General features: G+C 56.0%; 20 protein-coding genes. 7 read left to right on the forward strand and 13 right to left on the reverse strand.

Going from position 1 to position 22527, the window contains the following annotated elements; genetic code table 11:
* The first annotated feature begins 46 nt into the window (after positions 1-46).
* A complete protein-coding gene (ridA, locus tag VSR74_RS19185) occupies positions 47-433 on the forward strand; it encodes a 2-iminobutanoate/2-iminopropanoate deaminase (RefSeq protein ID WP_347796189.1) in 387 nt (128 codons plus the stop codon).
* 88 nt (positions 434-521) lie between these two features.
* On the opposite strand, the gene mgtA is transcribed toward ridA, so the two are convergent.
* Entirely contained in the window at positions 522-3230 is a 2709-nt protein-coding gene (gene mgtA, locus VSR74_RS19190; protein WP_347796190.1) for a magnesium-translocating P-type ATPase, read from the reverse strand.
* Between the two features lie 387 nt (positions 3231-3617).
* On the opposite strand from mgtA, the gene treR reads away from it, so the two are divergent.
* The 5 genes from treR to nrdG all read left to right on the forward strand — a co-directional run bounded on the left by treR (position 3618) and on the right by nrdG (position 10956).
* On the forward strand, positions 3618-4565 hold the full coding sequence (treR, locus tag VSR74_RS19195) for a trehalose operon repressor TreR (RefSeq protein ID WP_347796191.1): 948 nt from the start codon (positions 3618-3620) through the stop codon (positions 4563-4565).
* A gap of 131 nt (positions 4566-4696) precedes the next feature.
* Positions 4697-6115, forward strand: a complete 1419-nt coding sequence (treB, locus tag VSR74_RS19200; protein WP_347796192.1) for a PTS trehalose transporter subunit IIBC — start codon at positions 4697-4699, stop codon at positions 6113-6115.
* A 51-nt stretch (positions 6116-6166) separates the two neighbouring features.
* Entirely contained in the window at positions 6167-7822 is a 1656-nt protein-coding gene (gene treC / locus VSR74_RS19205; protein WP_347796193.1) for an alpha,alpha-phosphotrehalase, read from the forward strand.
* Positions 7823-8206: 384 nt separating this feature from the next.
* Positions 8207-10345, forward strand: a complete 2139-nt coding sequence (gene nrdD, locus VSR74_RS19210; RefSeq protein ID WP_347796194.1) for an anaerobic ribonucleoside-triphosphate reductase — start codon at positions 8207-8209, stop codon at positions 10343-10345.
* A gap of 146 nt (positions 10346-10491) precedes the next feature.
* Entirely contained in the window at positions 10492-10956 is a 465-nt protein-coding gene (nrdG, locus tag VSR74_RS19215; RefSeq protein ID WP_347796195.1) for an anaerobic ribonucleoside-triphosphate reductase-activating protein, read from the forward strand.
* 24 nt (positions 10957-10980) lie between these two features.
* Here nrdG and VSR74_RS19220 read toward each other — a convergent pair whose 3' ends face one another.
* The 12 genes from VSR74_RS19220 to pmbA all read right to left on the reverse strand — a co-directional run bounded on the left by VSR74_RS19220 (position 10981) and on the right by pmbA (position 21792).
* Positions 10981-12894, reverse strand: a complete 1914-nt coding sequence (locus tag VSR74_RS19220) for a BglG family transcription antiterminator (protein ID WP_347796196.1) — start codon at positions 12892-12894, stop codon at positions 10981-10983.
* 20 nt (positions 12895-12914) lie between these two features.
* A complete protein-coding gene (locus VSR74_RS19225; protein WP_347796197.1) occupies positions 12915-14066 on the reverse strand; it encodes a lactonase family protein in 1152 nt (383 codons plus the stop codon).
* Between the two features lie 123 nt (positions 14067-14189).
* Positions 14190-14930, reverse strand: a complete 741-nt coding sequence (dagF, locus tag VSR74_RS19230; RefSeq protein ID WP_347796198.1) for a 2-dehydro-3-deoxy-phosphogluconate aldolase — start codon at positions 14928-14930, stop codon at positions 14190-14192.
* A complete protein-coding gene (locus tag VSR74_RS19235; protein ID WP_347796199.1) occupies positions 14927-16045 on the reverse strand; it encodes a DgaE family pyridoxal phosphate-dependent ammonia lyase in 1119 nt (372 codons plus the stop codon). The genes dagF and VSR74_RS19235 overlap by 4 nt, the downstream gene beginning before the upstream one ends.
* On the reverse strand, positions 16029-17162 hold the full coding sequence (locus VSR74_RS19240; protein ID WP_347796200.1) for an amidohydrolase/deacetylase family metallohydrolase: 1134 nt from the start codon (positions 17160-17162) through the stop codon (positions 16029-16031). The genes VSR74_RS19235 and VSR74_RS19240 overlap by 17 nt, the downstream gene beginning before the upstream one ends.
* 44 nt (positions 17163-17206) lie before the next feature.
* Entirely contained in the window at positions 17207-17851 is a 645-nt protein-coding gene (locus tag VSR74_RS19245; protein WP_015966148.1) for a DUF4310 family protein, read from the reverse strand.
* A 13-nt stretch (positions 17852-17864) separates the two neighbouring features.
* Positions 17865-18641, reverse strand: a complete 777-nt coding sequence (locus VSR74_RS19250; protein WP_015966149.1) for a DUF4311 domain-containing protein — start codon at positions 18639-18641, stop codon at positions 17865-17867.
* Positions 18642-18662: 21 nt separating this feature from the next.
* The gene (locus VSR74_RS19255; protein ID WP_347796201.1) at positions 18663-18962 is read right to left on the reverse strand and encodes a DUF4312 family protein; all 300 of its coding nucleotides are present in this window, start codon (positions 18960-18962) and stop codon (positions 18663-18665) included.
* 2 nt (positions 18963-18964) lie between these two features.
* Positions 18965-19327: an SFCGS family glycine-rich protein gene (locus tag VSR74_RS19260; RefSeq protein WP_015966151.1), complete on the reverse strand. Its 363-nt coding sequence runs from the start codon at positions 19325-19327 to the stop codon at positions 18965-18967.
* A gap of 10 nt (positions 19328-19337) precedes the next feature.
* Positions 19338-19676, reverse strand: coding sequence for a glycine dehydrogenase (locus VSR74_RS19265; protein ID WP_411914269.1), 339 nt, complete (start codon positions 19674-19676; stop codon positions 19338-19340).
* Between the two features lie 308 nt (positions 19677-19984).
* The gene (cybC, locus tag VSR74_RS19270; protein ID WP_347796202.1) at positions 19985-20374 is read right to left on the reverse strand and encodes a cytochrome b562; all 390 of its coding nucleotides are present in this window, start codon (positions 20372-20374) and stop codon (positions 19985-19987) included.
* A gap of 65 nt (positions 20375-20439) precedes the next feature.
* The gene (pmbA, locus tag VSR74_RS19275; protein ID WP_347796203.1) at positions 20440-21792 is read right to left on the reverse strand and encodes a metalloprotease PmbA; all 1353 of its coding nucleotides are present in this window, start codon (positions 21790-21792) and stop codon (positions 20440-20442) included.
* A 94-nt stretch (positions 21793-21886) separates the two neighbouring features.
* Here pmbA and yjgA point away from each other — a divergent pair, with 94 nt between their 5' ends.
* On the forward strand, positions 21887-22438 hold the full coding sequence (gene yjgA, locus VSR74_RS19280) for a ribosome biogenesis factor YjgA (RefSeq protein ID WP_347796204.1): 552 nt from the start codon (positions 21887-21889) through the stop codon (positions 22436-22438).
* The last annotated feature ends 89 nt before the right edge of the window (positions 22439-22527 follow it).

A 22527-nucleotide genomic window follows, 5' to 3' on the forward strand; every position in this document is an offset into this window, starting at 1 on the left:
TTATAATGGCCGGGAACATTCTTAACGCTGTAATTCTGGAGAAAACATGAGCAAAGTACTCGCGACGGAAAATGCACCAGCCGCTATCGGCCCATACGTTCAGGGCGTTGATCTGGGTAGCATGATCATCACCTCCGGTCAGATCCCGGTGAACCCAAAAACCGGCGAAGTGCCGGAAGATGTCTCCGCTCAGGCGCGTCAGTCGCTGGATAACGTAAAAGCGATCGTTGAATCCGCGGGCCTGAAGGTGGGCGACATCGTGAAAACTACCGTTTTTGTGAAAGATCTGAATGATTTCGCGACCGTTAACGCCACCTACGAAGCCTTCTTCACCGAGCATAACGCCACCTTCCCGGCACGTTCTTGTGTAGAAGTCGCGCGTCTGCCGAAAGACGTGAAGATTGAAATCGAAGCAATTGCGGTGCGTCGCTAAGCGCTATCGCCCGATGGCGCTTCGCTTATCACTCCTACGAGAGCATCTCCTGTAGGCCGGGTAAGTTCAGCGCCACCTTGTAATATGATTACTGCCAGCCATACCGACGGCTAAAGAACCCTTTCACCATCTGCGTCAGCGTCATATATCCCGCCAGAATCGCGACCAGCCACGGGAAGTAAGAGAGTGGCAGCGCCTGTAACTGGAGATACTCCGCCAGCGGCGAGAACGGCAGCGCGATACCGACGACCATCACCACCAGCGTCATGATAATCAGCGGCCAGGCGGCACGGCTCTGGATGAATGGAATACGCCGTGTGCGGATCATATGCACAATCAGCGTCTGCGACAGTAACCCCACCACGAACCAGCCGGACTGGAACAGCGTCTGTGCTTCCGGCACATTGGCGTGGAAGACGAACCACATCACGCAGAAGGTCAGAATGTCGAAGATGGAGCTAATCGGCCCGAAGAAGATCATAAAGCGCCCCAGTTCAGACGGCTGCCAGCGCTGCGGTTTCTGGATCTGCTCATCGTCGACGTTATCAAACGGGATCGCCACCTGGGATACATCGTACAGCAGGTTCTGAATCAACAGATGCAACGGCAGCATCGGCAGGAACGGCAGGAACGCGCTCGCCACCAGGACGCTGAAGACGTTACCGAAGTTAGAACTGGCCGTCATCTTGATGTATTTCAACATATTGGCAAACGTCCGGCGGCCTTCGATAACCCCCTCTTCCAGCACCATCAGGCTCTTTTCCAGCAGGATGATGTCAGCGGCTTCACGGGCGATGTCCACTGCGCCATCGACAGAAATACCAATATCGGCCGCACGCAGCGCGGGCGCATCGTTGATGCCGTCGCCCATAAAACCAACCACATGGCCTTCGCGGCGCAGCAGCGTCACGATGCGCTCTTTATGCATCGGCGTCAGACGAGCAAACAGCGTGGTGCGCAGCGCCAGCGCTGCAAGCTCGTCATCGCTCAGGGTTTCAATATCGCTCCCCACAACCACATCGCCCACATCCAGCCCCACTTCATGGCACACTTTCGCGGCCACCAGCTCGCTGTCGCCGGTGAGAATTTTCACGGTGATACCGCTCTCTTTCAGCGCTTTCAGCGCCGGTGCAGTGGTCTCTTTCGGCGGGTCGAGAAACGCGATGTAGCCTTCCAGAATCAGGTCGGACTCATCAATACGCTGGTAGTCCCCTTCGCGTGCGGGCAGATATTTACTCGCCACCGCCACCACACGCAGCCCCTGACGGTTCAGCGTGTCGGTAACGCGTTTAATGCGGCGCAGCATGGTTTCATCCAGCGGGACGATTTCGCCGTTATAACGCACCTGCGCAGAGACATTAAGGATCTCCTGCAACGCACCTTTGCAAATGAGTTTGTGCACCGACGGCTGCTCACTCACCACCACCGACATGCGGCGGCGTTCGAAATCAAACGGGATCTCATCCACTTTCTGCCACTGTGTTGAAAGGGCACGCGCGGCATTTTCCTCTACACCTTCCAGCACGGCGGTATCGAGCAGGTTTTTCAGCCCGGTCTGGTAATGGCTGTTGAGCCAGGCGGTATGCAGCACACGCTCGCTCACTTTGCCGGAGATATCCGTATGATTTTCCAGCACGATTTTATCCTGCGTCAGGGTGCCGGTTTTATCGGTGCAGAGAATATCCATCGCACCAAAGTTCTGAATCGCGTCGAGATGCTTGACGATGACTTTCTGTTTGGAGAGTTTCACCGCCCCGCGCGCCAGCGTCGAGGTGACGATCATCGGCAGCATTTCCGGCGTTAAGCCGACGGCAACCGACAACGCAAACAGCGCCGCTTCCCACCAGTCGCCTTTGGTGTAGCCGTTGATCAGCAGCACGATTGGCGTCATCACCAGCATAAAGCGAATCAGCAACATACTGACGCGGCTGATGCCTTTCTGAAACGCGTTCGGCTCGCTCTCCTGCTCGCTGACGCGCCCGGCAAGTTGTCCAAACCAGGTATTTCCGCCCGTCGCCGTGACGATCGCCTGCGCCGAGCCGCTCACCACGGTGGTGCCCATAAAGCAGAGGGTATCGCACTCAAGCGGGTTCACCTGCTGTGGGTCACGGCTGCGAGCGACTTTTTCAACGGGTAGCGACTCGCCGGTGAGCGATGCCTGAGCGACGAAAAGATCGCGCGCCTGCACAACCCGCAGGTCTGCTGGGATCATGTCGCCTGCCGACAGTTTGACAATATCGCCGGGGACAAGCTGGTCGAGAGGGATTTCACACCAGCGGCTTTCGCCCTGAATATTCACTACGCGCAGAACGGTTGCGGTGTTGCTCACCATCGCTTTCAGCGCATCGGCCGCTTTGGTGGAGCGCGCTTCCTGCACAAAATTGAGCAGCGTGGAGATCGCTACCATCAACGCAATCACCCCGGCGGCGAAGAGATCTTCCGTCGAGTAGGAGACGATACCAAGCACCGTCAGCAGCAGGTTAAACGGGTTGCGATAGCAGCTCCACAGGTGAACCCACCACGGCGCAGGCTTCTGCGCCGGGATTTGGTTATCGCCAAAACGCTCGCGTTTCGCGGCGACTTCAGCATCGTTTAGCCCTTCCGGGTGAGTGGCAAAAGTTTGCCAAACAGCCGGCTCGTCCATCATTGCCACGTTCAGGCAGTGCTGGCTCAAAGAGTCGGGCATCGGTACGGACGAGAGATTTTTGCCATCCGGCATCGGGTCGCGCTGGACTAAACGGCGTGGCAGGTGGCGGCTAAGTTGTGCAAGCAACTGCCGGGTCATATTTTTCAACATAAAACGTCCCCCGCATCCGCAACGTGCGGACACAGCTCGGCTGACAGGCGCAACAAAGCAGTACCTGTCAGGCACTTAATTTTTTACAGGGACATCGGGGATGTCACTGCCTCACGTATTCGGTAAGGCAGTGAAAACTGACTTACCGGAAAATTATGCTCCCATGCGGGAGAGGGGTGGGATCGGGATCCATACGGCCTCCGGTAAGATGAAAGATTAACAACGCCGCACATTATACGTATAAAACCATAATGTTCGTGGCAGTTCGGGCGGTATAATACCTGTCAGCAACTAAACCGAACGTAAACCAGACTTTGCTCATTGCGTATTGTTTGCGTAGGATGAGACCCTCAATTTAAATAACATTTTGTTAACACGGGAAACGAGATGCAGAACCGGCTGACCATTAAAGATATTGCGCGCCTGAGTGGAGTGGGGAAATCGACCGTGTCCCGCGTGCTGAATAATGAAAGCGGTGTCAGCGATCGTACCCGTGAACGTGTTGAAGAAGTGATGAATCAGCACGGTTTTTCCCCTTCCCGCTCCGCGCGTGCGATGCGTGGGCAGAGTGACAAAGTGGTCGCTATTATCGTCACGCGTCTTGATTCATTGTCGGAAAACCTTGCCGTACAAACCATGCTGCCCGTTTTTTATGAGCAGGGCTATGACCCGATTATGATGGAAAGCCAGTTTTCGCCGGAGAAAGTGGAAGAGCATCTGGGCATGCTGAAACGGCGCAATATCGATGGCGTGGTGCTATTTGGCTTCACCGGCGTTACAGAAGCGATGCTGACAAACTGGCGCTCTTCGCTGGTGATGGTGGCGCGCGATGCCAAAGGTTTTGCTTCCGTGTGTTATGACGATAAAGGCGCTATCAGCGTGTTAATGCAGCGTCTTTACGATCAGGGCCACCGCCACATCAGCTACCTCGGCGTGCCTCACAGCGATGTCACCACCGGCCAGCGCCGTCACGACGCCTATCTTGCCTTCTGTAAGAAACATAAACTCAACCCGGTCGCCGCCCTCCCCGGCCTCGCCATGAAGCAGGGCTTTGAATACGCCAGCAAAGTCATGACACCGGAAACCACCGCGCTCTTGTGCGCCACCGATACACTGGCGCTGGGAGCGAGCAAATATTTTCAGCAGCAACGCATGGATTCCGTACAACTTGCGAGCGTCGGGAATACACCGTTGATGAAGTTCCTGCACCCGGAAATTATCACCGTTGATCCTGGCTATGCGGAAGCAGGACGCCAGGCGGCAGAACAGTTGATAGGCCAGATAACCGGCCGCGCTGAACCGCGTCAGATAGTTATTCCCGCCAACCTCATCTAAACCCAAATGCGTTAATTATGTGATCCTCGCTGCGTTTCGGGAACGTTCCCATTCTCCCAAAATCGGTTAGCAGATAGGCTATTGCTCAGGTCATACACACAACATCTCTCCTCTGCACTGAGGTTTTCATAATGAGTAAAATAAATCAGCAGAACATCGATAAACTTATCGAGCTGGTCGGCGGACGCGATAACATCGCCACCGTCAGCCACTGCATTACCCGCTTACGCTTTGTCCTCAACAACCCGGCAAAAGCCGACCCGAAGGCGATTGAAGAACTGCCGATGGTGAAAGGTTGCTTTACCAACGCCGGGCAGTTCCAGGTGGTGATTGGCACCGAAGTGGGCGATTACTATCAGGCGTTGATTGCCTCCACAGGTCAGGCCGCGGCGGATAAAGAGCAGGCTAAACTGGCGGCGCGTCAGAACATGAAATGGCATGAGCGCATGATCTCCCACTTTGCGGAGATCTTCTTCCCGCTGCTGCCGGCGCTGATCAGCGGGGGTTTGATCCTCGGTTTCCGTAACGTTATCGGCGACCTGCCGATGAGCAACGGCCAGACGCTGGCGCAAATGTATCCCTCACTGCAATCCATCTACGATTTCCTGTGGCTGATTGGCGAGGCAATCTTCTTCTATTTGCCTGTGGGTATCTGCTGGTCGGCGGTGCGCAAAATGGGCGGCACGCCGATTCTGGGTATTGTGCTCGGGGTGACGCTGGTTTCTCCACAGTTAATGAACGCTTATCTGCTGGGCCAGCAGGTGCCGGAAGTGTGGAACTTCGGCCTGTTTACTATCGCCAAAGTCGGTTATCAGGCGCAGGTTATCCCGGCACTGTTGGCGGGTCTGGCGCTGGGCATGATTGAAACGCGACTGAAGCGGATTGTGCCTGATTATCTTTACCTGGTCGTCGTTCCGGTTTGTTCACTGATTCTGGCGGTGTTCCTTGCCCACGCCTTTATCGGCCCCTTTGGCCGCATGATTGGCGACGGCGTCGCCTTTGCCGTGCGTCACCTGATGACCGGCAGCTTCGCGCCAGTCGGCGCGGCACTGTTCGGCTTCCTGTATGCCCCGCTGGTGATCACCGGTGTGCACCAGACTACGCTTGCTATCGACATGCAGATGATTCAGAGCATGGGCGGCACGCCGGTTTGGCCGCTGATTGCGCTCTCTAACATCGCGCAGGCGTCTGCCGTCGTCGGCATCATTATTTGCAGCCGCAAACAAAACGAACGTGAAATTTCGGTGCCTGCTGCAATCTCCGCCTTCCTCGGCGTGACCGAACCGGCTATGTACGGTATCAACCTGAAGTACCGCTTCCCGATGCTCTGCGCGATGGTGGGCTCCGGCCTCGCTGGCCTGCTGTGCGGCCTGAGCGGTGTCATGGCGAACGGCATTGGTGTCGGTGGTTTACCGGGCATCCTCTCCATTCAGCCAACCTATTGGCAGGTTTTCAGCCTGGCGATGCTGATTGCTATCATCATCCCAATCGTCCTCACCACTGTGGTTTACCAGCGTAAGTTCCGTCAGGGCACCTTGCAGATTGTTTAATATTTTCATTTTGGGGCGCCTTTGCGCCCCTTCGCATTTCAGGACAGCACTATGAATATCCTTCCCCACTGGTGGCAGAACGGCGTTATTTATCAAATTTATCCGAAGAGTTTTCAGGACACCTCCGGTAGCGGCACGGGCGATCTGCGCGGCGTGACCTACCGCCTCGACTACCTGAAAAAATTGGGCGTGGACGCCATCTGGCTGACGCCGTTCTATGTGTCGCCACAGGTGGACAACGGCTACGACGTGGCGAACTACACCGCCATCGACCCCGCTTACGGTACGCTGGATGACTTTGATGAACTGATGGCCGAAGCCAAAGCCCGCGGTATTCGCATCGTACTGGATATGGTGCTCAACCACTCTTCCACGCAGCATGCGTGGTTTCGCGAGTCGTTGAATAAAGAGAGCCCATACCGTCAGTTTTATATCTGGCGCGACGGCGAGCCGGGTACACCACCGAATAACTGGCGTTCTAAGTTTGGCGGTAACGCCTGGCAGTGGCACGCGGAGAGCGAGCAGTACTATCTCCATCTATTCGCACCAGAACAGGCGGATCTCAACTGGGAAAACCCGGCAGTGCGCGCCGAGTTGAAAAAAGTGTGCGAATTTTGGGCCGATCGCGGCGTCGATGGTCTGCGTCTTGATGTCGTGAACCTGATTTCAAAAGATCAGGCATTCCCTTCCGACCCGGACGGTGACGGTCGTCGTTTTTATACCGATGGCCCGCGCGCTCACGAATTTTTGCAGGAAATGAGCCGCGACGTCTTTACCCCGCGGGGGCTGATGACGGTGGGTGAAATGTCCTCGACCTCGCTGGAGAACTGCCAGCAGTATGCCGCCCTGGATGGCCGCGAACTGTCGATGACTTTTAACTTCCACCATCTGAAAGTGGACTACCCCGGTGGCGAGAAATGGACGCTGGCGAAGCCGGACTACGTCGCCCTGAAAGCGCTGTTCAGCCACTGGCAGCAGGGTATGCACAATCGCGCGTGGAATGCGCTGTTCTGGTGTAATCACGATCAGCCGCGTATTGTTTCGCGCTTTGGCGATGAAGGCGAGTATCGCCTGCCCGCTGCCAAAATGTTGGCGATGGTGCTACATGGCATGCAGGGGACGCCCTACATCTACCAGGGTGAAGAGATCGGCATGACCAACCCGCATTTCACGCAGATCACTGATTATCGCGACGTGGAAAGCCATAATATGTTCGCCGAGCGGCTGGCGCAGGGCGATGATGCACAGACATTGCTGGCAATCCTTGCCAGTAAATCACGCGATAACAGCCGCACCCCCATGCAGTGGAACCGCGACGAGCACGGCGGATTCACCACCGGCACGCCGTGGATCGCCCTGTGCGATAACTTTGAGACGATCAACGTCGATGCGGCGCTTAACGATCCACATTCCGTTTTCTATACCTATCAACAACTGATCGCGTTGCGTAAAACCACGCCGATCCTGATCTGGGGTGATTATCAGGATCTGCTGCCGAATCACCCTTCACTGTGGTGCTATCGTCGCCAGTGGCAGGGACAGACCCTAATCGTCGCCGCCAACCTCAGCGCGGCATTGCAGCGCTGGCAGCCAGAGGCCTTCCCCGGCGAGTGGCGCACGTTAATGAGTAACTACGATGAGGTCGCAGGCGCGCCTGCGGAAATAACGCTACGGCCCTTTGAGGCCATCTGGTGGCTGCAGGAATAACGCCTCTAAACTGGCGGTGTAACGCCGCCAGTTTCCATGTAAACCCTACCGTTTTTGTTTGCTATTTAAGCACTTGTCAATCCTGCAAAATTTACATTAGCCGTAGTGCCCGTCATCTGTACGCTTCTATTTTTACTTTGTTCTATATCAATAAAATCGCAAACTTGTTTGATGCAAATCACTACATATAGAACTTAGAATGCATCCCAACCCAACATATTGGGTTTACCGTCTATAATATCACCATACCCTTCCAGTGAAGAAAGGGGATGATATGTGGATAAAATTGACTGGAGAAGCGCTAACTCGCGGGAAGACTTTGTAAATCACGCCGCCGCCCCGACTTCAGTTCTGTGGATAACCTGTTTTTATAATGGAGTGATCATGACACCGCATGTGATGAAACGCGATGGCTGTAAAGTGCCGTTCAAATCAGAGCGCATCCAGGAAGCTATCCTGCGTGCTGCTAAAGCAGCGGGAGTCGATGACGCAGACTATTGCGCCACCGTCGCGGCAATCGTAAGCGAGCAGATGCAGGGTCGCAGCCAGGTTGATATCAACGAGATCCAGACCGCGGTTGAAAACCAGTTAATGTCTGGCCCGTACAAGCAACTGGCGCGCGCTTATATCGAATATCGCCACGATCGTGACAGTCAGCGTGAAAAACGCGGCCGTCTGAATCAGGAGATCCGCGGCCTGGTTGAGCAGACCAACTCGGCGCTGCTGAACGAAAACGCTAATAAAGACAGTAAAGTGATCCCAACCCAGCGCGACCTGCTGGCAGGCATCGTGGCGAAGCACTACGCGCGTCAGCACCTGCTGCCGCACGACGTGGTGATGGCGCACGAACGCGGCGTTATCCACTATCACGATCTTGATTACTCTCCGTTCTTCCCGATGTTCAACTGCATGTTGATCGACCTGAAAGGGATGCTGACGCAGGGCTTTAAAATGGGTAACGCGGAAATCGAACCGCCGAAATCCATTTCTACCGCCACGGCCGTTACTGCGCAGATCATCGCGCAGGTTGCCAGCCACATTTATGGCGGCACCACCATTAACCGTATTGATGAAGTGCTGGCTCCATTTGTGACCGCCAGTTTCAATAAGCACCGTCAGACCGCGGAAGAGTGGCAGATCCCGGACGCCGAAGGCTATGCGCATTCCCGTACCGAGAAAGAGTGCTATGACGCCTTCCAGTCGCTGGAATATGAAGTCAACACGCTGCATACCGCGAACGGTCAGACCCCGTTCGTTACCTTCGGCTTTGGCCTTGGCACAAGCTGGGAATCTCGCCTGATTCAGCAGTCCATTCTGCGTAATCGTATTGCGGGCCTTGGCAAAAATCGTAAAACCGCCGTGTTCCCGAAACTGGTGTTCGCCATCCGCGATGGCCTGAACCATAAACCGGGCGATGCTAACTACGACATCAAGCAACTGGCGCTGGAGTGCGCGAGCAAGCGCATGTATCCGGACATCCTGAACTACGATCAGGTGGTGAAAGTGACCGGTTCGTTCAAGACGCCGATGGGCTGCCGCAGCTTCCTCGGTGTATGGGAAAACGAAGACGGCGAACAGATCCACGATGGCCGTAACAACCTGGGCGTCATTAGCCTGAACCTGCCGCGCATCGCGCTGGAAGCCAAAGGCGACGAAGCTGCGTTCTGGAAACTGCTGGACGAACGTCTGCAACTGGCGCGTAAAGCGCTGATGACCCGTATCGCGCGCCTGGAAGGCGTAAAAGCGCGCGTGGCCCCTATCCTGTATATGGAAGGCGCATGCGGCGTGCGTTTGCAGGCTGACGATGACGTCTCCGAAATCTTCAAAAACGGCCGCGCATCAATTTCACTGGGCTACATCGGTATTCATGAAACGATCAATGCCCTGTTCGGTAATCAGCACGTCTATGATAACGCGGCACTGCGTGAAAAAGGCGTGGCGATTGTTGAGCGCCTGCGTCAGGCCGTTGACCAGTGGAAAGAGGAAACCGGCTACGGCTTCAGCCTCTACAGCACCCCAAGTGAAAACCTGTGTGACCGCTTCTGCCGTCTCGATACCGCCGAATTTGGCGTGGTTCCGGGCGTGACCGACAAGGGCTACTACACCAACAGCTTCCACTTAGACGTTGAGAAAAAAGTTAACCCGTACGACAAAATCGACTTTGAAGCCCCGTACCCGCCGCTGGCGAACGGCGGTTTCATTTGCTACGGCGAATACCCGAACATCCAGCACAACCTGAAAGCGCTGGAAGATGTCTGGGATTACAGCTACAAGCACGTGCCGTACTACGGCACCAACACGCCGATTGATGAGTGCTATGAGTGCGGTTTTACCGGTGAGTTTGAGTGCACCAGCAAAGGCTTTACCTGCCCGAAATGCGGCAACCACGACGCCTCCCGCGTGTCTGTCACCCGCCGCGTGTGCGGTTACTTAGGCAGCCCCGATGCACGTCCGTTTAACGCCGGTAAGCAGGAAGAAGTGAAACGCCGCGTGAAACACCTCGGCAACGGGCAGATCGGTTAAACGACTGCCCCTCACCCCGCCCTCTCCCACAGGGAGAGGGAGAAAACCACGCCGGCCTAAATGTTCTGCTCAGTCGGTCCCCTCTCCCTGTGGGAGAGGGTTAGGGTGAGGGGCTCCAGCCCGCACAATACTCAAGAAGAACAATCATGAATTACCATCAGTACTACCCCGTCGATATTGTTAATGGCCCCGGCACCCGCTGCACACTGTTTGTGGCAGGCTGCGTTCACGAATGCCCCGGCTGCTATAACAAAAGCACCTGGCGCGTGAACTCCGGCCAGCCGTTTACCAGCGAAATGGCCGACCGCATCATTGCCGATCTCAACGATACGCGCGTAAAACGCCAGGGGATTTCGCTCTCCGGCGGCGACCCACTGCATCCGCAAAACGTGCCGGAAATTCTAAAACTGGTGCAACGCATCCACGCCGAATGCCCGGGGAAAGATATCTGGGTGTGGACTGGCTACAAGCTGGACGAGCTCAACGCTGCGCAGATGGAAGTCGTTGATCTCATCAACGTGCTGGTCGACGGTAAGTTTGTGCAGGACTTAAAAGACCCATCGCTTATCTGGCGTGGCAGCAGTAATCAGGTGGTGCATCACCTGCGTTAATGATGGGGCGTCGCCCGCCCCTCTTCAAAACCGGCTCACACACTCCATCGCCACCGCTTTAAACGCCTCGAAATCCCGACAGGTACACAGCCGCGCCATTGCGCGTTCGCGCAGGAAGGTGACAAAAATATCGTAGATCGCCATCGCCTCTTCATATTCACGTTTGCTGATCGCGAGCAGGAAGATGACATGCGCGGTTTCGTCACCCCAGGCAATTCCTTGCGGCGCCAGCACCGTGTAGACCACCGTTTTTTGCGCCAGCAGCCCCAGGGCGTGAGGCAGCGCGATGCCGTCGCCGAGCATGGTGCTGACGATGGCTTCACGCTCCACAACTGAAGAGTGGAACTCGGCATCAACAAAGCCTTCATCATGAAGCTGAGCGCAAAGTTCGCTAAATAACGTCTGTTGGTCGATATCGCCGTCGATAATACGAAAATGTGCGGCATCGAAGTATTTGTTCAGCATCCACGGACGGGTGCGATCCACCAGCACCAGCTTGCCGATTTGTTCAAGCTGGAACTCCGTCGGGAAAGGAGCAATAGTGACGACCGGTTTATCTTTTTCATTGATACGCGCAGTGGAAATGACGAAGTCCTCGCTAATGCTCTCCCGCTGTTCGTAGTCACGCAGCGAGAGCACATCGGTCACGTCAATCTGCGGGTATTTGCGCTGTAACACCGCTTCAATCATGCGCACCATCGCCGTACTGGTATCGCACACCAGCAGCACGCGCGGCTGACGCTGATAGCCAATGTTATAGTGCCGCTCCAGTCCGACGCCGATATGCAGCACCAGGAACCCCACTTCATTTTCGTTGATGGTATACGGGGTGTATTTCCCCCAGCTTGAAACCGCCGCCAGGGTCATATCCCACGCCATCGGATAGTGCTGTTTGATGTTATCCAGCAGCGGGTTGGGGATCATGATTTGATAGCGCACGCGGGTGATCATGGTTTTGATATGGGTGAGCAGATCCGCGTGTAGCTGGTCGTCGTTTTGCAGATTGTAGTTATAGTGGCTGTTGATATAGCTGAGGATGTAGTTCACCAACGCTTCAGCATCGTCAGCGCTGATGGCGCTGGGTGAAACCTGCTGCGTCTGGCGTGCGGAAATATGCACACACAGCCACGCTTTTTCAGGCTCCGCCAGCGGCTTTCCGGCCAGCGTTTGAATCGCCGCCGCGATATCCCGCGCCGCATCACGCACATTCTGCGACACCTCTTCTTCTGCGGCGAACTCTGCCAGCGGATAACCTTCGCTGATGCGGCGCACCGCAACCGCGCAGTAAAGGCGGATAAACCGTTCACCTTCGTCGGTAAGACGAATCGCGTGGCGGCTGAAGGTCTCCTGGAGCGTCGCCGTTAGCGCGCTCAGCGCCCCGGCGTTCAGCGCCTCGTCCATTAATCCGCCGTTGGATCCCTCCTGCTGCGGCAATTCCCACAGGATATCCGTCAAACAGGCGCGAATAGAGACTTCACTGCCAAACAGCTTCATGCCATGGCGTGGGCGTGTCTCAAGCGTAAGCTGATAGCGCTGGAAGCGCTCTCGTACTGCGATCATGTCGTTTTGCAGCGTCGCGCGGCTGACAAACCACTCATCGGCCAGGTCTTCCAGCTTCAGCGAAAACGCGGAGGTCAGAAAACGTACCGCCAGCGAATGCTCGCGCTCGGCCGCCGTGCGCGGGATACGCAGCGCGCCCGGCGTGCTCTCTTCCAGCGTTTTAAAACTCCCCGGGTCGCTCACTTTAAGCTGATAACCGCTGCCGCGGGTCAGAACAAACTGCGCTCCGTAGCGCAGCAGCAAAGCATTGAGCGCCGTGATATCGGCCCGAACGGTGCGTGTGGAAACGGACAACCTCGCGGCCAGCTCATCCTGCGGTAAAATTTCGTTTTGCAGTAAATTAAATAACTGCGCTAAACGCTGGTTGGGGAATCGCACGTCAGTTTCCTCATTACGCCTCAGGGGTTAAAAGAAATCACCATTTGAGATGGGCTCCCCACGGGCGTGTACTCGGGGACAAAAGTCAGCTTGCCGTCGTCAGGTGCAACGCTGAAACGGGTGATGTTATCGCTGCGCTGATTCATCACGTACAGCCAGCGGCCCTTGCTATCAAGCGTCAGGCTGCGCGGGTAATCGCCTCGCGTCCATATATTATCATTATGAATCAATGAGCCATCATTCATTACGGTAAAGTGGGCAATACTGTTGTGCAACCGATTGGCAACATAGAGCTGTTTACCGTCCTCGCTGATTGCCAGCCCGGCGGCAAAACTGGTGCCCTGATACTCTTTTGGCAATGCGGAAATCGTCTTCCCTTCCTGTAACCGACCGCTCGCCGCATCGAGGCGGTAGTGGGTGAGCGTGGAAGATTCTTCGTTAATCAGCCACAGCCCGTCGCCCTTCGCTGTAAAGACAAAATGACGGGGCCCGGCACCTGCGGAAGAGGCCTGAATAAACGGCGGCGTGTTGGGGATCAACTTGCCGTTCTTTTCATCCAGACGATACTGGTAGATCCGATCGAGGCCGAGATCGGTCGAGAAAACGTATTTCCCGCTGGGATCGGCGGCGATCATATGGGCATGGGGGCCGTTGTGGTCGCTGGCGGCAAAGCTGCCGGACACTGCGGCTGCGGGTTTTGCCGCTCCGGGTTCACCCGTATCCTGATGAAAATCGCTGGCCTCCGCCAGACTGCCATCAGCTTTTACCGGCAACATCGCCACGGAACCGCTGACATAATTCGCCACCAGCAGATGTTTTCCACCCGGCGTCAGTGAGAGATACACCGGGCCCGCGCCGCCGGATGAAACCTGATTTAACTCATGCAGCGCGCCCTTCTCATCTACCCGAAGCGCCTGCACTACGCCCTTCTCTTCTTCGCTCGCCACATACAGCGTTTTGCCATCGGTGGAGACGGTAAGCTGCGCAGCGTTGGGCAACGTGCTGACCAGGGTTTTGTCTTTCAACTCACCGGTTTTACTGTCGATGGTAAAGCGATAAACCCCTTCGCCATTCGGGTTGTATGTCCCAACCCACGCATACTGCGTTTGGGCGATGGCAGTGGTCGCGAGAAGAGAGAGTGAAGCGATAAGCAGGTGGCAAGATGCATGCATGTTGGCTCCTTGGGAATGGTGCGGTTGGTTTCCCCTCACCCCGGCCCTCTCCCCAAAGGGGAGAGGGAGCACAAGCATCCCCTCTCCCCTTTGGGGAGAGGGTTAGGGTGAGGGGTACCCTTATTACTTCACTAACGCCTTCGTCATCTCCAGCAGCGCGCGCACGTCATCCGGGCGAGTGTTACCACTGGCTTTATCAATAATAGAACTGTAGATGTGCGGGATAATTTTGCTTACCCCGGCGTCGAGGGCGATTTGCAGGATCTCGCTAAAGTTTTCCAGATCGATGCCCCCGGTTGGCTCCAGCCAGAAATCGTGGCGCGCACAGGCTTCTGCCACCGCTTTATACTCATCGCGGCACTTCAGGCCGCCCATCGGGAAGTATTTAATTGAGCTGCCGCCCATATCTTTCAGCAGGGCAATCGCCGTTTCAACCGGCACGATGCCGTCCGGCGCAGCGCTACTCAGCGGCCCGGTGGAAATTTTCACCATTCCCGGCGTGCCGGTTGGCGAGACCAGACCGTTCACCACGGTGTCATTCTGCCCCAGTAGCGCACGGCTGGTGGCGACGCCGGTAAAGACCTGGTTGACGTGCTGCGGCTGCACTTCAGCGGAAATCGCACTGACCATCGCCGACTGGTTCGGGTCGCCCGCACCCAGCCCCACGGAGAGCGCGTTATCAATCCGCGCCGCGTAGTCGCGCATATCCGCTACCGCACTTGCCACATCCGGGTAGTTTTTGGAGAGCACGCCCACCAGCACATGACCTTCCGCCGCTTCATAAATTTCGCTGGCGTTCTCTTTGCTGCCTGCCAGTACGTTCAGGCAGACGCGGTCACGGTAAAAGTTTGGGGTCAGTTTCATGCGTTAATCTCCTGTTTGATCACTTCAGCAATGCGGCGAGCCACAATCTCCAGTTGCGCCTGGTCGACGCTGCGCACATCGGCTTCGATAATGCCTTCGTTGGCTTTGTAGCCACGGAAGTAGATGGCGTATTGCCCCTGCTTGAGCGCATCGACCAGCTCGCCCGTGCCAATACCGGTGACGGCTTCATCAAATTTAATTTCAGTGCGCGCAATGTCGCGCCCGGCGCTGTCCCAGACCACGCGAGCGGACACGCCGTTGAGCGTATTCAGTGCGTCAATAAACGGCGTCATCTTCGCCACCATCTCAGCACCGCTCTCTTTGGTGGCGGTAAGGTAGTGTTCGATGGCGCAGGTCAGGCCGAGAATGCCCTCTTTGCCCACTTTCATCGCCCGGCCGATACCCGCCGACTGACGTTTAACCCATTCAACATATTGCGTTTTGCCAATCACCAGCCCGCTGGTCGGCCCTTCAATCGCTTTTGCGCCACTGTAGATAACCAGATCCGCGCCGGAGCGGTAGTAGCACTGGAGATCTTCTTCCGCCGCGGCATCAACGATCAGCGGCAGATTATGTTTGCGCGCCACCACAACCGCCTGCTCAACGCTGAGCATGCTCTTCTGTACGCAGTGGTGAGATTTGATGTAGAGGATCGCCGCCGTGCGCGGGGTGATTGCCGCCGCCAGTTGCGCTGCGGAGCATTCGTTAGCATAGCCCGCTTCCACCAGCTTGCCGCCGCCCAGCGCCACCATGGTGCCGACCGGTGCGCCGAAGTTGACGTTATGGCCTTTCGGCAGCACGATTTCATTATTTTCAATCGGCGTGACGTGCAGGTTTTCCAGCAGCCAGTCGCTCTCTTTCACCAGCACCGCCGCCACGGACTGCGCAATGCCAGCCGATGCGCAGGAGACAACGGTCGCCCCTTCCACATCCAGTAAATTTGCGATGTACTCGCCGGTTTTATTGACCAGATCTTTCATCTCAAAATACTGGTTCATGCCGTCCATCGCCGCCTGCACCACTTCCGGACGCGGCGTCGAAACACCTAGCGCGGTCATGCGACCGGATGTATTAATCACTTGTTTTAAATTGTATTTCTCAAAAATCGAAGGCATTTTCTGCACTCCCTTGTTCGGTCATATAGCCCTTGCCTGCGCGAACGGCAGCCAACGGCACCAGAATTTTGTCAGCCTGAAGCGAAACGTTTTCCGCATCGGTCAGGCTCATCGGTTGATCTTTTACGGTGAAAATCGTCAGATCGGCGTCCATCCCCGGCGCCAGGTGGCCTTTACGGGTCAGGCGCAAGCCTTCTGCGGCATGCGCGGTGACGCAGGCAATGACCTGCGGCAGCGACAGGCCGATGGCGAGGAATTTGGACATTACCAGCGCCAGCGAGCGCACCGGGCCATCGATGCGGTTGCGACAGTAGATATCGGAACTGATGGTGTGCGGCAGAATGCCCATCGCGATGGCGCGTTTCGCTACCTCAAAGCTGAAGCTGGCGGTACCGTGGCCGACATCAAGACGCACGCCACGCTTCAGCGCGCGCGTAATCGAGGCGCGCAGTTCGCCTTCCGGGGTCAGGATGCGGTTCGGTTTGCCGTTATAGCAGTGGGTAATGATGTCGCCGGAACTCAGCAGGTCGGCAATCTCATCCAGATTCGGCGGGTTATTGCCAATATGCACCATCAGCGGCAGGTCGCCGTTGGCTTGCTGCATAGCTTTCGCATGTTCCAGCGGCGTGATGCCGTTCTCACCCACCACGCTGCTGCTCATCCGCGCCTTCAGGCCGACGATAAAATCAGGGTGACGTTTCACCGCCTGTTGCACCGCGTCGGCGTCGATATTGGCCATATTGGCCAGTTCGTTCTGGGCGATCAGCCCGACGCGGGAGATATTCAGCAGCGCGTACACGTCAGTCGCCGCCTGGCGTGTGAGGTTATAAAACTCGTCAACATCGTCTGCGCCGGTGCTGCCCGCATCAATAACGGTGGTTACGCCCGTGGCGATACCCACGCTGTCGGGCTCATCGTGGTAAATCGGTGATTTCGGATAGCAGTGAACGTGGGAGTCAATCCAGCCCGCGCTGACGTAGTAGTCGCCGTGAAGATCGATGGTTTTTTTTGCAGGTGACGTCAGGTCGCCCAGCGCGTGGATGACGCCATCCTGAATGGCGATATCGGTGAGGGTATCGTCGACGAGGCGCGCACCGCGCAGGAGTAAATCAAACATCTCGTTCTCCTGTAAGTGCGGGCGTATTCACGCCCGCGGGGGAGTTAGCTAATCGCGATTGGGAACAGCGCGCCAAACAGCATCGCGCCCAGAATCGCACCGCCGGTAATCGGCTTCTGCCAGAGGTAGAACAGCAGCGCGCCAAGCAGGGAACCGATACCGATTGGAATGGAAGCGGTCATCGCGCTGAGAATAATCAATGGCCCGAGGAAGCGGCCGGAGGCGTTACCCGCGCCCATCATCACGTCCGCCCCGTAGGTCGAGTCGCTCTGATTGATGGTGAACTTACGCGCCAGAATAATGACGTAGCCAATCGCCAGGCCAATCACCAGGCCGGTAATCAGAGACGCGATGAAGTTAGTCACCGGGAACATGATGCCCGCACCGAGCAACAGCGCCGGAACGCCGAGGCCGACGCCGGTTTGAATTGCGCCGCCGATATCCAGAATCCCCACCAGCGAACCTTCGATGATGCGGGCAAACAGGAAGCTTGCGCCAAACGCCGCCACCGCGCCGTAAGCGCCGGTATCAATCCCGGCGCGCAGCATCGAGACAAACGCCACTTCGTTAAATGCGCCGATGCCGTAGAGGTAGTACATGTGCGTCCCGGCGAACACGCCGGATGAGAGCAGGCCAACGAAGATCGGGAACGACCAGTCGGCATACCAAAAACCTTTATTCTGTTCCATTTCGGGGCTCCCGTTATTTGCCGCTGAGCGAACTGTGGATCAGATCGAGCCAGTTCGGCACGGTCAGGTGGAAGGATTCGATCATCTTCATGTCGAAGCCGCGGAAGAAGGCGCTCAGGACAAACAGCACCACGATGGCGCTCATCATCACTTTGGTGATGCGGTTCCAGCCGCTCTCTTCAACGCCCTTACCAATCAGGATACCCAGCACCAGACCCGGTACGGCGTTGCCCATGATCATCTGCGCTGCGCCGCCAAAAACGGTGGCCCAGAAGCCCGATTTCTTGCCCGCGTCAATTGCCGCCAGCCAGAAAATCACTGGCATCACGGTGTTCACCAGCAGGTTTGCCGCCGGAACCAGCACCTTAACCGCAGTAACCTGCAATGATTCAGGGACGGAGGAAGCGGTTAAGTTGAGGAAGGTGACGACCAGCATGCCGATCACGCCGCAGGCAATCGCCATTTTCTTCGGATCGTGCAGCGTCTCGCCGACGTTACGGTTTTTGATCATCAGCGCCGCCGCGCCCCAGTTCGGGATAATGCGGTGGTCAACGTCCTGGGTAAATGAACCTGCTGCAACGGAAGAGGCCCAGGCGTTAAAGAAGAAGCCAAGGCCAAAGGAGAAGTGTGATGCCGGGTCGCCCTCACAGGAGTTCAGCTCCCCCAACGTACGAAACGCGCCCATACCTTGCGTGGTAGGCGCATGGAACATGCGTGCAGCACCGGCTCCTACACCGACGCCGACCAGGCCGCCGATAATGAGCGATTTTATTAATATAATTAAGAACATCAGTCTGCCCTTCTGTGTGATTTAGCTCTGCGTGACGAAATCCACGTTATCGAGATTGATGGCGGTCACGTTGACGGTCACGTCCAGCTCCACGCTGTAGGTGCGTCGTTCCCGGCGCAAAAAGAAGAACAAGAATGCTTCTTTGCGCACCGCTTCATACGCATGAACAACCTGCACATCCTGTGGCTCAATACGCAGTAAGATATGCGGCGTACCTTTCATCACCGCCGCCTGGACATGATTTAGCGCGTCGGCAAAGGCGCGCGCTTTGGCGTCGCCTTTCCCTTTAACTCTCACCGTGGTGGTGAACTGTTGTTTCATACTCACGCGCCGTACTTCTTCTGCCACGCCTGTACCAGACGCTCGCCCAGCTCTTCTTTATCCATAAAGCCGAAGCCCAGTACGTTGCAGCCTTCGTTAATCGCGGTAACGCCTTCGTCGACGGAACGCATGCCGTATTTGGCTTTGTAGCCATATTTGGTCTGTGCGGTAATGGCACCCGCGCCGCCGCTGCCGCAGAAGGAGATGCCGAAGGTGGCGTTTTCCGCTTTCATCATGTCGCCCAGCTTCATGTCTGCGGCGACACCCGGTACGACCACGGCACGACCACCCGCTTTTTCAACGCCTGCGGCCACTTTCTGGCCTTTGCCTAAACGATCGCCAATCACAACGGTAATCTGTTCCATGTTTTGCTCCTTAAAGGTTTTCTTTTGCGACTTCGAAGTGAACGGAAAGCAGCCAGGACTCTTCTTCAGGAAGATTGCCAAACTGCGCGACCACTTCGCGGGCAAGTTGCATTGATTCTGGTGAAATTTCGTCGAACAGGCTGGCATCCACTTCCGGCAGCGGCTCACCGGTCACAGACCGATGCGCCATTGCGCGCAGGTGAGAGGTCAACATCTGTTCCTGTACGTCGTTGGGGATAATGTTGTGGCTGCGTAACAGGGCGAAAACCTGCTTCAGCATGGTGTCGGCAAGCTGTTCTGTTTGCGCTGCCGGTGCCACATCATTGTTCAATACCGCTGCATTCATCACTCGTCTTACCCCGTTAATGGCTCTGGGTTCAAAGTAACGGTGCGCGTTGCGGGTTTGTAGCGAGTTGTTTTCCACTTCGAAGTGGAAAGGTGAAGGAGGCCAGTGATCTGTGCCACAAAATTAGCGGTTTTGACGATTTATCGGCGGAAAAGCGTGACACTAATCACACGGATATGCCCTGAAACGGAAATTCAGCGGCAGAAACAGTATTGAGGATTTGTGCGGAAATGTGAGGTGGATAAGGTTTGCTTATATGCGTGGAGGTGCCGGATGGCGAGTCGTGGCCGCCATCCGGTGCTCGCTAATAATCAACGAAACTTCTTGTGGTTCTCGTTGCGGGTGGTTTTAAACGCTTCCGCCGCCGCTTTGGCTTCCTGAACTTTACCTTCGTTCGCCAGCTTCAGCGCACCGTCGATTTGACTGACCAGCACGTCAAAGCCGTGGCGATAATCTTTCATCTCGGCGCTGTCAGCCGCTTTGCTTTCCAGCTTCGGTGGTGTCTCTTTCTTGGCGTCCAGCGCCGCGGTACGCATTTCGGTAAGCGCCGCTTTCAGTTCGGTCGCATCCGAGGTGCTTTCCACCACTTTGAGGTTTTTCGCCAGCGTTTCCATATCCTCTTCGAGATCGGCGAACGCAGGTGCTGCCGCGCCCAACGCGAGAGAAGAAACGGCCAACATTGCTAAGAGTTTTTTACGCATTGCTCACTTCCTTTTTTATTATTAAGCAATCAGACGCCGCAGGGCGCGTCCGTAAAAACCGGGCGTTATTGCCCGGCGATTTTCATCTCCGGCAGAAGCACGGAGCCACACTGGATATTGCTGCGCGTTTCGATGTCGTCAGCAATCGTGACGATATTACGCCACATATCTTTGAGATTTCCTGCGATCGTAATCTCACTGACCGGATACTGGATCTCGCCGTTTTCGACCCAGAAACCGGATGCACCGCGAGAATAGTCGCCGGTAATGCCGCTGACACCTTGTCCCATCAGTTCGGTGACGACAAGACCTGTTCCCATCTCTTTAAGCAACTTTTCAAAACTCAACCCACGTCCGGCGATGCGCCAGTTGTGAATGCCGCCCGCATGACCAGTACTCTTCAGGCCCAGTTTCCGCGCAGAGTAATTCGTCAGCAGCCACTGCATCAGCACGCCATCTTTGATGATATCGCGACGCTCAGTGCGCACGCCTTCGCTATCGAACGGCGTTGAGGCCAGCCCTTTCAGCAGATGCGGATGCTCTTCAATGGTCAGCCACTCCGGCAGGATCTGCTTACCGAGCGAGTCGAGCAGGAAGGTCGATTTGCGATACACCGAACCACCAGCAATCGCGCCAACCAGATGACCAAACAGCCCGGTCGCCACTTCATTGGCGAAAATCACCGGCGCTTTCATGGTGGAGAGTTTGCGCGGCGACAGGCGAGCCAGCGTGCGGCGGGCACACTCTTCCCCCACCGCTTCCGGCGTTTGCAGATCGCCTAACGCGCGGCCAATGGTGTAGGCGTAATCACGCTCCATGTCGCCGTTGGCTTCAGCAATCACGCAACTGGAGAGCGAGTGGCGCGTCGAGCAGTAGCTTTGCAGCATGCCGTGGCTGTTGCCAAACACTTTGATGCCGTAGTGACTGTTAAAACTACCGCCTTCGGTATTGGTAATGCGTTTGTCCGCCTTCAGGGATGCCTGTTCTGCGCGGGCGGCATAGTCAATTGCTTCATCCGGCGTGACTTCAGCCGGGTGGAACAGATCGAGATCCGGCGCATCGAAGGCCAGCAGATCTTTTTCTGCAACGCCCGCACATGGGTCTGGCGAGGTATAACGGGCGATATCCAGCGCCGCCTGAACGGTACGCGCAATCGCATCCGGGCTAAGGTCGGTTGAGGACGCGCTGCCCTTGCGATTCTGGTGATAAACGGTGATGCCAAGCGCACCATCGCTATTAAATTCAACGTTTTCCACTTCACCATAACGGGTGCTGACGCCAATGCCCGTGGTCTTACTCACTGCGACTTCTGCACCATCGGATTTGCCGGATGCCAGTTCCAGCGCGGTGGAGACAGCTTTTTCCAGCGCAATGCGCTGCTCTGCAACTTGTGTGATTACTTTCATCGCCAATGCCATAATGTTAGGTAAAGTTACCTGAAGTCTAACAGAGAACCCTTTCTCAGTGTGCGCCCAAGCTGTTAGTATTAGCCTCTTTTTTAAGGAGCCTGAAATGACAAAGCAGCCCGAAGACTGGCTCGACGACGTCCCCGGTGATGATATCGAAGACGAAGATGATGAAATTATCTGGGTCAGTAAAAGTGAAATTAAACGTGACGCCGAAGAGCTGAAGCAGCTTGGCGGTGAGATCGTCGACCTGGGTAAAAACGCGCTGGATAAAATCCCGCTCGATGATGACCTGCGCGCCGCCATTGAACTGGCGCAGCGTATCAAGAAAGAGGGTCGCCGCCGCCAGATGCAGTTGATCGGTAAAATGTTGCGTAGCCGCGACGTCGAGCCGATTCGCCAGGCGCTGGATAAGCTGAAGAACCGCCATAACCAGCAGGTTGCCCTGTTCCATAAACTGGAGCAGTTACGCGATCGTCTGATTGATAACGGTGATGAAGCGATGGATGAAGTGCTGAATCTGTGGCCGAATGCTGACCGTCAGCAACTGCGCTCACTGATCCGCAACGCGAAGAAAGAGAAAGAAGGGAATAAGCCGCCGAAATCTGCGCGTCTGATTTTCCAGTATCTGCGCGAACTGGCGGAGAACAAAGGGTAAGGCGGGAGCAGGTTTTGCCCCCTCACCCTAACCCTCTCCCCAAAGGGGAGAGGGGATGGTAAGCACTCGTTATTCAGACCGGTGCTGAT

The sequence above is a fragment of the Pseudocitrobacter cyperus genome (assembly GCF_039889165.1).
Lineage (GTDB): Bacteria > Pseudomonadota > Gammaproteobacteria > Enterobacterales > Enterobacteriaceae > Pseudocitrobacter > Pseudocitrobacter cyperus.

What these genes read in the sequence shown, in the direction of transcription:
- VSR74_RS19260 (WP_015966151.1), bottom strand. Translation starts at nt 19,327, where the DNA reads ATGGAACAGATTACCGTTGTGATTGGCGATCGTTTAGGCAAAGGCCAG.
- mgtA (WP_347796190.1), bottom strand. Translation starts at nt 3,230, where the DNA reads ATGTTGAAAAATATGACCCGGCAGTTGCTTGCACAACTTAGCCGCCAC.
- treC (WP_347796193.1), top strand. Translation starts at nt 6,167, where the DNA reads ATGAATATCCTTCCCCACTGGTGGCAGAACGGCGTTATTTATCAAATT.
- ridA (WP_347796189.1), top strand. Translation starts at nt 47, where the DNA reads ATGAGCAAAGTACTCGCGACGGAAAATGCACCAGCCGCTATCGGCCCA.
- nrdD (WP_347796194.1), top strand. Translation starts at nt 8,207, where the DNA reads ATGACACCGCATGTGATGAAACGCGATGGCTGTAAAGTGCCGTTCAAA.
- VSR74_RS19235 (WP_347796199.1), bottom strand. Translation starts at nt 16,045, where the DNA reads ATGCCTTCGATTTTTGAGAAATACAATTTAAAACAAGTGATTAATACA.
- VSR74_RS19240 (WP_347796200.1), bottom strand. Translation starts at nt 17,162, where the DNA reads ATGTTTGATTTACTCCTGCGCGGTGCGCGCCTCGTCGACGATACCCTC.
- pmbA (WP_347796203.1), bottom strand. Translation starts at nt 21,792, where the DNA reads ATGGCATTGGCGATGAAAGTAATCACACAAGTTGCAGAGCAGCGCATT.
- treR (WP_347796191.1), top strand. Translation starts at nt 3,618, where the DNA reads ATGCAGAACCGGCTGACCATTAAAGATATTGCGCGCCTGAGTGGAGTG.
- VSR74_RS19255 (WP_347796201.1), bottom strand. Translation starts at nt 18,962, where the DNA reads ATGAAACAACAGTTCACCACCACGGTGAGAGTTAAAGGGAAAGGCGAC.
- treB (WP_347796192.1), top strand. Translation starts at nt 4,697, where the DNA reads ATGAGTAAAATAAATCAGCAGAACATCGATAAACTTATCGAGCTGGTC.
- VSR74_RS19245 (WP_015966148.1), bottom strand. Translation starts at nt 17,851, where the DNA reads ATGGAACAGAATAAAGGTTTTTGGTATGCCGACTGGTCGTTCCCGATC.
- VSR74_RS19225 (WP_347796197.1), bottom strand. Translation starts at nt 14,066, where the DNA reads ATGCATGCATCTTGCCACCTGCTTATCGCTTCACTCTCTCTTCTCGCG.
- nrdG (WP_347796195.1), top strand. Translation starts at nt 10,492, where the DNA reads ATGAATTACCATCAGTACTACCCCGTCGATATTGTTAATGGCCCCGGC.
- yjgA (WP_347796204.1), top strand. Translation starts at nt 21,887, where the DNA reads ATGACAAAGCAGCCCGAAGACTGGCTCGACGACGTCCCCGGTGATGAT.
- cybC (WP_347796202.1), bottom strand. Translation starts at nt 20,374, where the DNA reads ATGCGTAAAAAACTCTTAGCAATGTTGGCCGTTTCTTCTCTCGCGTTG.
- dagF (WP_347796198.1), bottom strand. Translation starts at nt 14,930, where the DNA reads ATGAAACTGACCCCAAACTTTTACCGTGACCGCGTCTGCCTGAACGTA.
- VSR74_RS19250 (WP_015966149.1), bottom strand. Translation starts at nt 18,641, where the DNA reads ATGTTCTTAATTATATTAATAAAATCGCTCATTATCGGCGGCCTGGTC.